The organism is Streptomyces sp. NBC_01261 (assembly GCF_036226385.1).
In the GTDB taxonomy this organism is placed as follows: domain Bacteria; phylum Actinomycetota; class Actinomycetes; order Streptomycetales; family Streptomycetaceae; genus Streptomyces.
Genome location: NZ_CP108463.1, coordinates 10,560,559 through 10,573,508, shown reverse-complemented (window position 1 = coordinate 10,573,508; position 12,950 = coordinate 10,560,559). Strand labels below are relative to the sequence as shown.

The 12,950-nt window shown below is 70.6% G+C and carries 12 protein-coding genes; 10 read left to right on the top strand and 2 right to left on the bottom strand.

The annotated features are described in order from the left end of the window. The first annotated feature begins 38 nt into the window (after positions 1–38). The 10 genes from OG226_RS46975 to OG226_RS46930 all read left to right on the top strand — a co-directional run bounded on the left by OG226_RS46975 (position 39) and on the right by OG226_RS46930 (position 10,644). Positions 39–839 (top strand): FadR/GntR family transcriptional regulator, encoded by an 801-nt coding sequence (locus OG226_RS46975; protein WP_329352650.1) that lies wholly within the window; start codon positions 39–41, stop codon positions 837–839. Positions 840–972: 133 nt separating this feature from the next. Then, positions 973–1,773, top strand: coding sequence for an enoyl-CoA hydratase/isomerase family protein (locus tag OG226_RS46970; protein ID WP_329352649.1), 801 nt, complete (start codon positions 973–975; stop codon positions 1,771–1,773). 2 nt (positions 1,774–1,775) lie between these two features. After that, positions 1,776–2,747, top strand: coding sequence for an acyl-CoA dehydrogenase family protein (locus OG226_RS46965; RefSeq protein WP_329352648.1), 972 nt, complete (start codon positions 1,776–1,778; stop codon positions 2,745–2,747). Further along, positions 2,744–3,883, top strand: a complete 1,140-nt coding sequence (locus tag OG226_RS46960) for an acyl-CoA dehydrogenase family protein (RefSeq protein WP_329352647.1) — start codon at positions 2,744–2,746, stop codon at positions 3,881–3,883. Before OG226_RS46965 ends, OG226_RS46960 begins: the two co-directional genes overlap by 4 nt. A 15-nt stretch (positions 3,884–3,898) precedes the next feature. Then, positions 3,899–5,497 carry a FadD3 family acyl-CoA ligase gene (locus OG226_RS46955; RefSeq protein WP_329352646.1) on the top strand — a complete coding sequence of 533 codons (1,599 nt, stop codon included), beginning with the start codon at positions 3,899–3,901 and terminating at the stop codon, positions 5,495–5,497. Positions 5,498–5,513: 16 nt separating this feature from the next. Continuing rightward, positions 5,514–6,734, top strand: coding sequence for a CaiB/BaiF CoA transferase family protein (locus OG226_RS46950; RefSeq protein ID WP_329352645.1), 1,221 nt, complete (start codon positions 5,514–5,516; stop codon positions 6,732–6,734). Continuing rightward, entirely contained in the window at positions 6,731–7,567 is an 837-nt protein-coding gene (locus OG226_RS46945; RefSeq protein ID WP_329352644.1) for an enoyl-CoA hydratase/isomerase family protein, read from the top strand. Before OG226_RS46950 ends, OG226_RS46945 begins: the two co-directional genes overlap by 4 nt. Beyond that, positions 7,567–8,712, top strand: a complete 1,146-nt coding sequence (locus OG226_RS46940; protein WP_329352643.1) for a thiolase family protein — start codon at positions 7,567–7,569, stop codon at positions 8,710–8,712. Before OG226_RS46945 ends, OG226_RS46940 begins: the two co-directional genes overlap by 1 nt. 11 nt (positions 8,713–8,723) lie before the next feature. After that, a complete protein-coding gene (locus OG226_RS46935; protein WP_329352642.1) occupies positions 8,724–9,872 on the top strand; it encodes an acyl-CoA dehydrogenase family protein in 1,149 nt (382 codons plus the stop codon). Positions 9,873–9,882: 10 nt separating this feature from the next. Continuing rightward, a complete protein-coding gene (locus tag OG226_RS46930) occupies positions 9,883–10,644 on the top strand; it encodes an SDR family NAD(P)-dependent oxidoreductase (RefSeq protein WP_329352641.1) in 762 nt (253 codons plus the stop codon). A gap of 1 nt (position 10,645) precedes the next feature. Here the strand turns inward: OG226_RS46930 and OG226_RS46925 are convergent, their stop codons facing one another. Together OG226_RS46925 and OG226_RS46920 are read right to left on the bottom strand one after the other, a co-directional pair. After that, entirely contained in the window at positions 10,646–11,896 is a 1,251-nt protein-coding gene (locus tag OG226_RS46925; protein WP_329352640.1) for an amidohydrolase family protein, read from the bottom strand. Next, complete coding sequence (locus OG226_RS46920; RefSeq protein ID WP_329352639.1) at positions 11,890–12,921, bottom strand: CoA transferase; 1,032 nt, start codon at positions 12,919–12,921, stop codon at positions 11,890–11,892. Before OG226_RS46920 ends, OG226_RS46925 begins: the two co-directional genes overlap by 7 nt. Positions 12,922–12,950: the final 29 nt, after the last annotated feature.

The following is a 12,950-nucleotide window of genomic DNA, read 5'->3' as shown; positions in this document are numbered from 1 at the left end:
GGCCGAAGAGCGCGGCTTCCGACGAGAGGCCTGAACCTGTGCAGAGCGCCGAGCACCCTTCCCGCACCCTTCGGGGACGCGCTACGGCCGGTGAGCCCCGGCCGCGCTTCGACACGCTCACCGTCCCGAAGGCGTCGGACGTGCTGGCGGCGGAGGTGCGCGAGCGGATTCTCTCCGGGGAGTTCACGGAGGGCACGGCACTGCCGCCGGAACGGCAACTGGTCGAGCAGACCGGGCTGAGCCGCGCGACGGTGCGCGAGGCGCTGCGCATCCTGGAGGTCGAACGGCTGCTGGAGATCAGGCCGGGGCGCGGGGGCGGCGCCTTCGTGCACCGGCCGGGGCGTGAATCCCTCGCCAACACCGTGCGGTTGGTGATCCGGGGGCAGCGGATCCGGCTGGAGGACCTGCACGAGACCCGGGAGGCGATCGAGCCCGCGTGCGCGGCACTGGCGGCCAGGCGGCGTACGGACGCCGATCTCGTGGAGCTGAACGACGCCCACGCGGACCTCGTCGCGGCGGGCGAGGACATCCAGCGCTTCCTGCGCGCCAACATCCACTGGCACAACGCGGTGGCGAGGGCCGGTGAGAACGAGCTTCTCATCGGGTTCATGAGCGCTCTCTCGCAGTCGATCCACGCGGCCACGAACATCGAGCAGTTCATGGACGTGGACATCCGCAAGCTCACCGCCCGCGCGCACGCACGGATCACCGAGGCGATCCGGGACCGCGACAGCGAGGCGGCGACGCGCCGGATGACGCGCCATGTGTGCGGCTTCGCCCGTGCGGCGGCCGAGGTGGACCGCCGGGACGGCGTGGAGCTCGTCGATCCGGAGAACTGACCAGGCGGGAGAACTGACCCAACCGGAGAACCGGCTGGACCGGAGAACTGGCTCAACCTAAGGGGAGAATGTGATTCTCCTCTTCGTGCAACACCATTGACAGTATCGGTCTGACCTTTAATACCATCCCGGTATGAGCAAGGTGACCCCCGTGCTGACCGTGGCCGCCGACGGAGACGTCCGCATCGTCACCCTGAACCGCCCCGACCGGCTGAACGGCGTGTCCGAGGAACTGCACCGCCGCCTGTCGGAGGTGTGGCGCGAACTCTTGGACGACGCGTCGGCCCGGGCCGTCGTCCTCACGGGCGCGGGCCGCGCGTTCAGCGCCGGCGGCGACTTCGACCATCTTCTGCGGCACCACACCGACCCGGAGCTGCGGGAGCGGTCGATCCGTCTCGACCGCACCATCCAGACCGAGATGATCCGCTTCCCGCTGCCGGTGATCGCCGCCGTCAACGGCCCTGCGGTGGGCCTGGGTTGCAGTCTCGCCCTGGCCTGCGACCTGGTGCTGATCGCCGAGGACGCCTACTTCGCGGACCCGCACATCTCGGTGGGCCTGGTGGCCGGCGACGGCGGGGTCACCCTGTGGCCGATGCTCACCAGCCTGCTGCGCGTGAAGGAGTACCTCTTCACCGGGGACCGCATCCCCGCCCCCAAGGCGGTCGAACTCGGCCTCGCCAACCGCACGGTCCCGCCCGACGACCTCATGCGCGAGGCGCTCGCACTGGCCCACCGGCTCGCGGCGCAGCCCGCCGAGGCCCTCCGCGCCACCAAGCTGGCCCTCGCCGCGGTCGTCGAGCAGGTGTCGCGCGGCGGCATGGAGGCCGCGCTGATGGCCGAGCGGGCCACGATGACCAGCCCGGACCATATCCGCATCATCACCGAACTCGCGGCCCGCGCCGAACGGCGCGCCAACCCCTCTGAGGAGAACTGAGCGTGGACCGCGAGGAGTTCGTCCTGGTCCGCGACATGGTGCGCTCACTCGCGACCCGGTTCGCCGTCACATCGGCGGACGAGGTGAAGCCGTCGACCCGTACGTCCGCCCAACAGGCCCTGGCCGAACTGGGTTTGGGAGATCTACGGCGCACGTCGCCCCCGGCGGCGACCGCACAGGAGTGCGCGCTGCTCGCGGAGGAACACGGCCGCCGCCCGCTCACGACGTCCCTGCTCGGCACGGTCCTGCTGGCCCCCGAGCTGCTCCGCCTGCTCGGCGACGGCACCCCGCAGTCGACCCCCACCATCGTGCTCACCCGTGAACTCCGCTTCCCCGGACGGACGCCGACAGATCTCGTCGCCTGGGACAGCGAGGGAGCCGACTGCGCGCTCCGCGTCACCGCCGAAGGCGCGGTCACCCGGGTCGAGTTGGGCCCGACGGCACCGAGCACGGACCTCGTGCGCTCGGTCCGCGCGGTGCCATCCGATGGCCCCGTGGAGGTCGTCGGCCATCTCGCCCCAGCGGACCTACTCCGTTGGCAGGCCTACGCGCTTGTCGTCGTGTCCGCCGAACTCGCAGGCGCGGCGGGCTCGTTCGTGGAGCGGGCGGTCGAATACGCCCGTGTCCGCCGCCAGTACGGACAGGCGATCGGCTCCTTCCAGGCCGTACAGCATCTCCTCGCGGACGCGACCGTCCTGGTGGAGGCGTGCACCAGCGTCACGCGGTACGCGGCCTGGTGTCTCGACAACGAACCACCCGAGCGGGCCCTGACGGCGGCCCGCGTCGCCAAGGCAGAGGTCAACTCCTCGGCGCTGGAAGCGGTTTACGCGGGGATGCAGGTCTTCGGCGGTATCGCGCAGACGTGGGAGCACATCGCGCACCTGTATCTGCGCAAGGTGCGGCTGGGCGCGACGCTGCTGGCCACGACGGACGAGCTGCTCGCCGCGCTGGCCGTACCGGAGGTGTCGCGATGACCGACACCCCGCTGGACTTCGGCGACCCGGCCGATCTGGACCGGCTGCGGCGGGAGTTCCGTGCCTGGCTGGCCGAACACCCGCTCCCCGAGCGGCAGTCGGACGAACCGGTACCGGTCTTCCTGCGCCGCTGGCACCGGTTGCTGCACTCGGGCGGCTGGGTCGGCCTCGACGTCCCGGAGCGCTACGGCGGCCGGGGACTGACCGCGCTGCACCAGGTGGCGATCAGTGACGAACTGGGCGTGTGCCGGGCCCCGGGTGTCCCCCGGATCGGCTATCTCACCCACGCGCTCCTGGAGTTCGGGTCGGAGGAGCAGCGACTCCGGTTCCTGCCAAGGATGTTGGCCGGTGACGAGGTGTGGTGCCAGGGCTTCAGCGAGCCGGGTGCCGGTTCGGACCTGGCAAGCATGAGCAGCTTCGCCGAGCGGCACGACGACCACTACACGGTGCGCGGGCAGAAGCTCTGGACGAGCTACGCCCAGTACTCCGGCCTGTGCCTGCTGCTGGCCCGCACGGACCGCGCGGCACCCGCCCACAAGTCGATCTCGGCGTTCGTGCTGCCCCTGGACCGGCCCGGCGTGACGGTACGACCGCTGCGCGCGGCCAACGGCGACGACGAGTTCTGCGAGCTGTTCCTGGACGACGTCCGCATCGAGGCGTCGGAGCGCATCGGCGCCGAGGGCGTCGGCTGGGCGCTGGCGATGACGACGGTGTCGTACGAGCGCAACGCCCTCGACACCGGGCACATCTCGAAGTACGGGCTGCTCGTCGAACGGCTGCGGCGCCATGCCGCCGAGCACCGAGGCAGCCTGCCCGACGGGCTGTTGTCCCGGATCGGCCGGTGTGTCGTGGACTACGAGGTCCTGGTGGCGCACGCCCGTCGCCGTACCGCCGAACGGCTCGCCGGGCAGGTCGCCGGCCCGGAGTCGTCCGTGGACAAACTGCTGATGACGAGGAGCGAACAGCGGCTCTACGACACGGCACTTGAGGTGTTCCCGGCCGAACTGTCGCGAGAAGGGGGCGAGTTGTTCGGCGACTACCTGTACTCCCGTGCGGCCTCAGTCTACGGCGGCACCTCACAGATCCAGCGGAACATCATCGCCAAGCGGATCCTGCATCTGCCCTCGAACGGCTAGCCCTGGAGCCAACTGATGCGCTACGACGACGAATTCCTGAGCATCCCGAACGTCATCAGGCTGGCGGGCAGGCGTTTCGGGGACGCCACGGCGCTCATCGACGGTGACCGCCGGTGGACGTTCCGGGAGCTGGAGGAGCAGATGGTCGACTCGGTCCGCGCCGTCATGGCACTCGGCGTCGAGCCGGGCGACCGGGTCGGGCTGTGCGCCCCCAACTCGGCGGAGTGGATCTTCGCCGCGCTGGGCATCCACGGCGCCGGAGCCACCCTCGTTCCGCTCAACACGCGGTTCAAGGCGCAGGAGATCTCGTACATCCTGCGGAAGTCGGAGGCGGCGGCCGTGTTCGCCTCGCCCTTCCTCGGCAACGACTACATCGGCGAACTGCGGAAGGCCGATCCGGGACTGCCGGCGCTGCAGAAGACGGTGTCCGTCCTCGGTCCGCAAGGGGCTGCCGAACTGGCCTGGAACGACTTTCTCGGTGCTGGAGAGGGCGTTTCCGCGTCCGCGGCCCATGAGTCGATCGACCGGTTGACCCCGGACGACGTGTCCGACGTGATGTTCACGTCCGGCACGACCGGCCACCCCAAAGGCGTGATGCTCACCCACGGCCAGTCCCTGCGCGCCTACGGGTGGATGGCGAAGGAGTACGCCTTCGAGGCGTCCGACACCTTCCTGGTGATCCCGCCGTTCTTCCACTGCTTCGGATACAAGGCGGGCTGGCTGGCCTCGCTCATGCACGGCGTGACCGTCATCCCCATGCCCGTCTTCGACGCCGGTCGGGCGCTGGACCTCATCGCGAGGGAGAAGGTGAGCATCCTCCTCGGACCGCCGACCATCTTCCACGACCTGGTCAACCACCCGGACCGGACCACGTACGACCTGTCGTCACTGCGGGTCTCCATGACGGGCGGCACGACGATCCCGGAATCACTGATCCACGCCATGAAAACGGAGTTGTCGTTCGACATCGTGATGAGCGCCTACGGCCTGACCGAGTCGACGGCGCTGGTGACCACGACCCGCGTCGGCGACTCCGAGGAGACGGTCGCCCACACCACCGGAAGCGCCATTCCCGGTGTCCAGGTCCGCATCGTCGCCGCCGACGGACTCGACGTCCCGATCGGCCTCGACGGCGAGATCCTCGTCCGCGGCTACAACGTCACCCGCGGCTACTGGGACGACCCCGACGCCACCGCAGCGACGATCGACGCCGAGGGCTGGCTGCACACCGGGGACATCGGACGGCTCGACGACGACGGCAACCTCGCCATCGTCGACCGCAAGAAGGAGCTGTACATCGTCGGCGGCTTCAACGCCTATCCGGCGGAGATAGAGAAGCTGCTTCTCGGCTGTGAGAACGTCCAGCAGGTCGCCGTGATCGGGGTTCCCGACGAACGGCTCGGCGAGGTCGGCTGCGCCTTCGTGGTCGCGCCCCCGGAGCGGACGCCGACCGAGACCGAGGTGATCGCCTGGGCGCGCGAGAACATGGCCAACTTCAAGGTGCCCCGGCATGTCCGCCTCGTCGACCAACTCCCGCGCAACGCGAGCCAGAAGGTGCTGAAGGACGAACTCCGGGCACAGTTCACGGCCGCGATCCGAGACACGGCGATCTGAGATGACGAGTTCCGACATGCCGAGTTCTGGAACGACGACAACGACCGGGCCGCTGGCCGGAATCACCGTGGTCGCGCTGGAGCAGGCGATCTCGGCCCCCATGTGCACCCGCACGCTCGGCGACTTCGGCGCCCGCGTGATCAAGGTCGAGAACCCCAAGGGCGGCGACTTCGCCCGCCACTACGACGACGTGGTCAAGGGTCTGGGAGCGCACTTCGTCTGGGTCAACCGCGGCAAGGAGTCGGTGGCCCTGGACCTGAAGACACCCGGTGGCATGGGCGTCCTGCACCGCCTGCTGGAACGGGCCGACGTCCTCGTCTCCAACCTCACACCCGGCACCACGGCCAAACTCGGCTTCTCCCCAAGGGACTTGAAGACGCGTCACCCCGACCTCATCGCCGTCGAGATCGACGGATACGGCGCCGGCGGCCCCCTCTCCCACAAGCGCGCCTACGATCTCCTCGTACAGGCCGAGTCGGGCGCCTGCGCGGTGACGGGCCACCCGGGGGCACCGGCCAAACCGGGTCCGCCGATGGCCGACGTGTGCAGCGGCCTGTACGCCGCCCTGTCGATCGTCGCGCTGCTGTGCGGCAGGGAACGCGGGGTGGGACCGGGGCCTGCGGCCTCGTCCGTCGCGGTGAGTCTGTTCGACACGATGACGGAGCTGATGGGTTATCCGCTCACCTACACCCGCCACTCAGGCATCGAGCAACAGCCGCTCGGCATGAGTTCCCCCGCCGTCGCACCGTACGGCGCCCACCGCACCGCCGACGGCCACACCGTGGTCCTCGGCACGACGAACGACCGTGAATGGCAGCGCCTGGCAAGGGAGTTGATCGACCGGCCCGACCTCGCGGACGACCCGCGCTTCGCGAGCAACGCCGGGCGGGTGGCGCACCGCGCCGAGCTGGAGCCGGAGATCAGCGCCTGGTGCGCACGGCACGACCTCGCGTACGTGCAGGAGCGTGCGGACGCGGCCGGGATCGGCAACTCCCGCTACAACACGCCCAGCGACGTCATCGCCCACCCTCATCTGCGGGCCCGCGACCGGTGGCGCGAGATCGACACACCGTCGGGCCCGGTCCCGGCCCTGCTACCGCCCCCGGTCATCGCCGGGTACGACCCGCCGATGGGCGCGATTCCCGCTCTCGGCCAGCACACGGACGCCGTACTCGCCGAACTCGGGCTGACGGACGAGGAGATCGCCGTTCTCCGGGCGCAGGGAGCTGTGCGATGACCGCACACCCGGTCCTCCTCACGACCGACACCGAGGGCGTTCGGACGCTCACCCTGAACCGGCCCCACCGCAAGAACGCGATCGACGCCGAGCTGTGGGACGCCCTGAGAACAGCGCTCTCCGCGGCGGGCAGCGATCGTACGGTGCGGGCACTGGTCCTGACCGGTGCCGACGGCGCGTTCTGCTCCGGGGCCGACATCCGCAACGGCGTCAGCAGCGAGCACCCCCTGTACCGGATGCGGACCCTGAGCGAGGTCACGCTGCTGCTGCACGAGCTGCCGATCCCCACCATCGCCAAGGTCAACGGCGCAGCGTTCGGGGCGGGTTGGAACCTCGCTCTGGGCTGCGACTTCGTCGTGGCGACTCCGGAGAGCACGTTCTCGCAGATCTTCGCGCGCCGCGCCCTGTCCCTGGACTGCGGCGGCTCGTGGCTGCTGCCGAAGCTGGTGGGGTTGCAGCAGGCGAAGCGGCTCGTGCTGCTGGCCGAGTCGATCGACGCCGAGGAGGCCCGCGCCCTGAACCTGGTGACGTGGGTCGTGGGCGCCGACGAGATCGACGTTTTCGTGGACGACCTCGCCGCCCGGCTGGTGGCCGGAGCGCCGGTCGCGCTCGCGCAGAACAAGGCGCTCCTCAACGAGAACGCCGATCGCACCCTGCGCGAGGCCCTTGCCGGTGAGGCGCGGGCGCAGGCCATGAGCTTCGCCACGGCAGACGTCCCGGAGGCGTATGCAGCCTTCGTGGAGAAGCGCCCGCCTCGCTACACGGGGCGCTGGGCGGTGCCGGGAACAGCGGTGCCAGGAACGGCCGCGCCGACAGCTACGGAGGACATGTGATGCGTGAGGCAGTGGTGGTGGAAGCGGTCCGCACCGCCGTCGGCAGACGGAACGGCGGACTGGCCGGTGTGCACGCGGCCGACCTCTCCGCCGTCGTCCTTCAGGCCCTTGTCGACCGTACGGGTCTGGACCCCGAGGTCGTCGACGACGTGGTGTGGGGCTGCGTCGGCCAGTTGGGTGACCAGTCGAGCAACATCGGCCGCTACGCGGTGCTGGCCGCGGGCTGGCCCGAAAGCATCCCGGGGACCACAGTGAACCGAGCCTGCGGATCGAGCCAGCAGGCGCTGGACTTCGCCGCCCAGGCGGTCATGTCGGGTCAGCAGGACGTCGTGGTGGCGGGCGGGGTGGAGGTGATGAGCCGCGTACCGCTCGGCGCCTCGCGGGCCGGTGGGATGCCGTACGGCCCCCAAGTCCTCGCCCGTTACGAGGGGTTCTCCTTCAATCAGGGTGTCTCGGCCGAGAAGATCGCGCAGAAGTGGGGACTGGGCCGGGGTGTCCTCGACGAGTTCGCCGCGCTGTCGCACGAGCGGGCGGCGGCCGCGCAGGACGGCGGGGCGTTCGACGCGCAGATCGTGCCGGTGACCGACGGCGCGGGCCCGGTGACCGCCGACGAGGGCATCCGGCGCGGTACCAGCGTCGACACTCTCGCGAGGCTGAAACCGTCCTTCCAGGAGGACGGGGTGATCCACGCGGGCAACTCCTCCCAGATCTCCGACGGAGCCGCCGCCCTGCTGGTCACCACCCCTGAAAAGGCACGGGAGTTGGGGCTGACGCCGATCGTCCGCTACCGCGCGGGCGTGGTCACCGGCTCCGATCCCGTCCTCATGCTGACCGGACCGATCCCGGCGACCGAGAAGGTGCTGCGCAAGACCGGCATCGGCCTGTCGGAGGTGGGCGTCTTCGAGGTCAACGAGGCCTTCGCACCGATCCCGCTGGCCTGGCTGGCCGAGACCGGCGCGGACCCGGCGCTGCTCAACCCGCTCGGCGGCGCCATCGCGCTCGGGCACCCGCTCGGCGCGTCGGGTGCCGTCCTGATGACCCGCATGATCCACCACATGCGGGACCACGGGATCCGCTACGGCCTGCAGACCATGTGCGAGGGCGGCGGCACCGCCAACGCCACCGTCGTCGAACTCGCTTCCTGACAGGGGATGTTGTGCGCCGAGACGTCTTCACCGACGACCACGAGGCGTTCCGCCGGCTCGCGCGGGACTTCATCGCCAAGGAGGTGGTCCCCCACTACGCCGAGTGGGAGGAGGCCGGCCGACTCCCTCGCGCGCTCTTCGAACAGCTGGGTGCGCTGGGCCTGTTGGGCACGGCCGTCCCCGAGGAGTACGGCGGAGCGGGCCTCGCGGACTACCGCTACAACGTCGTCCTCCAGGAGGAATCGGCCCGTGCCCTGGTGACGTTGGGGACCGTGCGCACCCAACTCGACGTCGTACTGCCGTACTTCCTCACCTACGCCGACCGGGATCAGCGCGGGCGCTGGTTCCCCGGCCTCGCCTCCGGGCAGTTGCTCACCGCCATCGCGATGACCGAGCCGGGCACGGGGTCCGATCTCGCCGGTATCCGTACGACAGCCGTGCGCGACGGGGACTCGTACGTCCTCGACGGCGCGAAGACGTTCATCACCGGTGGGCTCCTCGCCGACCTCGTCATCGTCGTGGCGCGTACGTCGACCGACCCGGACAATCGCCGCGCCGGGCTCACCCTGCTGGTCGTCGAGGACGGCATGGCCGGGTTCACGCGCGGCCGGGTGCTGCACAAGATGGGCATCAAGGTGCAGGACACAGTGGAGTTGGCGTTCGACGACGTACGGGTCCCGGTCGCCAACCGGCTCGGCGAGGAGGGCGCCGCGTTCGGCTATCTGGGCAACAACCTGCCGCAGGAGCGGATGACGGTGGCGATCGGGTCGGTCGCCCAGGCACGGGCGGCTCTCGACACGACGATCTCCTACGTCAAGGAACGCAAGGCGTTCGGAAAGACGGTCGCCTCCTTCCAGAACACGAAGTTCGAACTTGCCGCCGTGGCCGCCGAGATCGAGGCTGCGCAGGCGATGCTGGACCGCGCGGTGCTCGAACTCGTCGCCGGCGAACTGAGCGGACCCGACGCCGCAAAGGTCAAGTTGTTCTGCACCGAGATGCAGGCCCGTGCGGTCGATCGCTGCCTGCAACTGTTCGGCGGCTACGGCTACATGCTGGAATACCCCATCGCCCGGCTCTACGCGGACGCACGCATCACCCGCATCTACGCCGGGACCAGCGAGGTCATGAAGGTCATCATCGCCAAGTCCCTCGGATTGTGAGGCGGTTACGGTGCCGGACTTCTCCAGCAGACCAGGTGTCGCGTTCGTCGCGGGTGGCTCGGGCGGGATCGGGGCGGCGATCGTCCGTCTTCTCGCCGAGCGGGGCAGCGACATCGTGTTCACCTACCGGGCCAACCAGGAGACGGCGGACGCGGTGGCCGCCGAGGTCACGAAGCTGGGCCGTCAAGTCCGGTCGCTGCGGGTGGACTTGACCGACGAGTCCGCCACCGCCGAGGCCGTCTCCGAGGTGGGCGGCGGCATCCACACCCTCGTGTACGCGGCGGGCCCGCACGTACCGATGCGCCACCTGAGCAAGGTGACGCCCGGCGAGTACCGCGCCCAACTCGAAGGCGACGCCGTGGCGTTCTTCAACCTGGTGCATCCCGCGCTGCCGTTGCTGCGCGAGAGCCGGGGCAACATCGTCGCCGTCACGACCGTCGCCACCCGCCGCTTCCCGGTACGGGACGGGCTGTCGTCGGGCGCGAAGGGCGCGGTCGAGGCGGTCGCGCGAGCACTGGCCGCCGAGGAGGGCCGCTACGGCGTCCGCGTGAACTGCGTGGCCCCCGGCATGCTCAACGACGGTATCGCCGGCCGTCTGATCAGCTCCGGCGAACTGGACGAGGCCGCCCTCGCCGTCACCCGGCGCAACATCCCCATGCGCCGCTTCGGCGAGGCGACCGACATCGCGGAGGCGGTCGCGTTCCTCGCCTCGGACCGGGCCGGGTTCATCACCGGGCAGGCGTTGGGAGTTGACGGCGGGTACAGCGTGTAGGTCAGAGGGCGCCGATGCGCCGGCCGGCCACATAGGTGGCACGGACCAGTTCCCCGGACAGCGTACGGAGGGCCTCGCGCAGCGGTACGTGGAGCAGGCACAGGTCGGCGACCGCGCCGACCGTCAACCGGCGTGGCCGCGCCGGGTGTCGGGGCTCACCGGTGAACAGCCGCAGAGCGGCGCGGGGTTGGAGTCGTTCCGCGTCGTCCCGCCCGGTCGCCGCCCGCATGACCGCCCAGGGGTCCGCGGTGCCGTACGGCGCGTCGGTGCCGGCGGCGAGCGGGACGCCCGCCTCGATGAGGGTCCGGCAGCGGTAGAGGTGCGGGCGGTCGTCGGGGTCCACGTCGGTGGCGTACGCGGTGCCCCGCTCGACCGGGAAGTGGGGCTGGGTCACGACCGTCACGCCGAGCCGTCGTAGCCACGGAATCGTCTCGGCCGGGATCACCGACCCGTGCTCGATCCGGTCGCCGTCGGCCGGTCCCACCTCGTCCAGGGCGAGTAGCGTCACCAGCAACTGCACCCGGGTCACACAGTGCACGGCGACCGGTCGGGGTCTGATCTCCCCTATGGTGCGGGCGAGTTGGGCGGGCGTGGGGAGTGTCGGATCGTCGAGCATCAGCTTCACGGGCTCCTCGACACCCATCACCAGGAGCCGTTGCGGAAGGACCGCCAGCATCTGGGTGAGCCCGCTCGCGGGGTGCGGGTCGGCGTTGGTGAACCCCGTGACACCGAGCGCCGCTGCCCGCCGCCCAACACCCTGCAGATCCAACCGCGTTGGCGGCACAAGCCCACGCAGCCGCTCGTCCTCGCGCCAGAACCGGCCGTCGCCGTCAAGCCCGACCGCCCGGAGCGCGGCACTGTTCCACACCCACAGCGCGCCGGTCCGATGCTGCACCCGCACCGGCCGGTCCGGCGCGAGCGCGTCCAGCACCCACCGGTCCAACTCCCCCGCGACACTCTCGTGATAGCCGACCGCCCGCACCCACTCCTCCGGCGGCCCACCAACCAAGGCCGCCGCAAACGCCGTTCGGCCTCGCACATCCGTCGGCCCGACGCGCACGGAGGCGGCGTCGGCGGCCAGCGCCGCGAGGTGTACGTGGTGATCGTGCAAGCCAGGCAGCAGCGCACCGCCCTGACCGTCCAGGTCACCCGGCCCGGACAGCCCGGACCCGATCTCGGCGATCCGCCCGCCGTTGATCCGTACGTCCACCGCCTCCGCGTGGCCCTCGACCTCAACGTTCCCTATCAGCACGGCGGTTGGACCCGGGTCCGCGCGTCCGCGAGTGTCGCGGCGCAGGCCGCCATGGAGACACAGAGGAGCTCTCCGCCTCCCTCGGCGAGTGAACGGGCCGCGGCCTGAGCGGCGAACACGCCGGTGACGGGATCGGCGAGCGCGTCGCCGAGGAAGACGGGGTCGCCGTTCGGGTCGTAGCCCGTCAGTCCGCCGGCGACGGAAGCGTCGTCTCCGAAAGCGATACGGTCGTTCTCGCGTCCGTATCCGGTGATGCCCACCCACACCCGGCCGGGGCGGGCGGCGAGGAACTCCTCGGCGCGGAGACCGAGTCGGCGCAGCGCGCGCGGCCGTGACGCCTCGATGACGACGTCGGCCTCGGCGACGATCTCGTCCAGCGCGCCGGGGGCGAAATCCACGACCAGGTTGTCGTGTCCGTCGTGCAGCCAGCGATAGAAGGCGGGCGTCCCGAAGCGCGCACCGTCGGGACGCGTCGCGCTCTCCACCTTCAGGACCCGGGCACCCGCCAGCCCCAGCAGCCGCGCGCACAACGGCCCCGCCCAGAGCGCGGAGAAGTCGACGATCCGTATCTCCGTCATCGCGCGGGTACACCGTTCCCCGAACCGCTCGGCGTGAACCGCGGGCCGTACGCCTTGGGCCGATCCTGGTACCGCAGCGGCGATACCGAGCAGCCGCGCACCCTCTACGGCCTCGGCCGCCTTGCACCCTCGTACCGCGGCCCGCAGACCCTCGGGCTCATCCGGTGAGCCGAGAAGCGCCAGCAGTGCGGGTACGGCGGCCAGGTCGTCGGGGCGGGCCAGGTTCACGGCGGCCCAGCCGTCGGTGGCTTGGAGGAGGTGACAGGAGCCGTTGGCGGATGTCCTGCCCGGACGTTCCAGGCCGGCCAGTTGGGCCCGTAGGAACAGGGCGGTCGGCAGGTCGACCGGCACGCCCGTCAGGTCCGTGAACGAGCGGGCGACATCGGCGAGGGGGTCCAGGAACGGCTCGACGGAGTCCATCCAGTCGCGGAGAACGTGATTCTCCATGAGTCGAACCCCCTTCTCTCCCGAGGTGA

What these genes read in the sequence shown, in the direction of transcription:
- OG226_RS46970 (WP_329352649.1), top strand. Translation starts at nt 973, where the DNA reads ATGAGCAAGGTGACCCCCGTGCTGACCGTGGCCGCCGACGGAGACGTC.
- OG226_RS46960 (WP_329352647.1), top strand. Translation starts at nt 2,744, where the DNA reads ATGACCGACACCCCGCTGGACTTCGGCGACCCGGCCGATCTGGACCGG.
- OG226_RS46955 (WP_329352646.1), top strand. Translation starts at nt 3,899, where the DNA reads ATGCGCTACGACGACGAATTCCTGAGCATCCCGAACGTCATCAGGCTG.
- OG226_RS46950 (WP_329352645.1), top strand. Translation starts at nt 5,514, where the DNA reads ATGCCGAGTTCTGGAACGACGACAACGACCGGGCCGCTGGCCGGAATC.
- OG226_RS46945 (WP_329352644.1), top strand. Translation starts at nt 6,731, where the DNA reads ATGACCGCACACCCGGTCCTCCTCACGACCGACACCGAGGGCGTTCGG.
- OG226_RS46940 (WP_329352643.1), top strand. Translation starts at nt 7,567, where the DNA reads ATGCGTGAGGCAGTGGTGGTGGAAGCGGTCCGCACCGCCGTCGGCAGA.
- OG226_RS46920 (WP_329352639.1), bottom strand. Translation starts at nt 12,921, where the DNA reads ATGGAGAATCACGTTCTCCGCGACTGGATGGACTCCGTCGAGCCGTTC.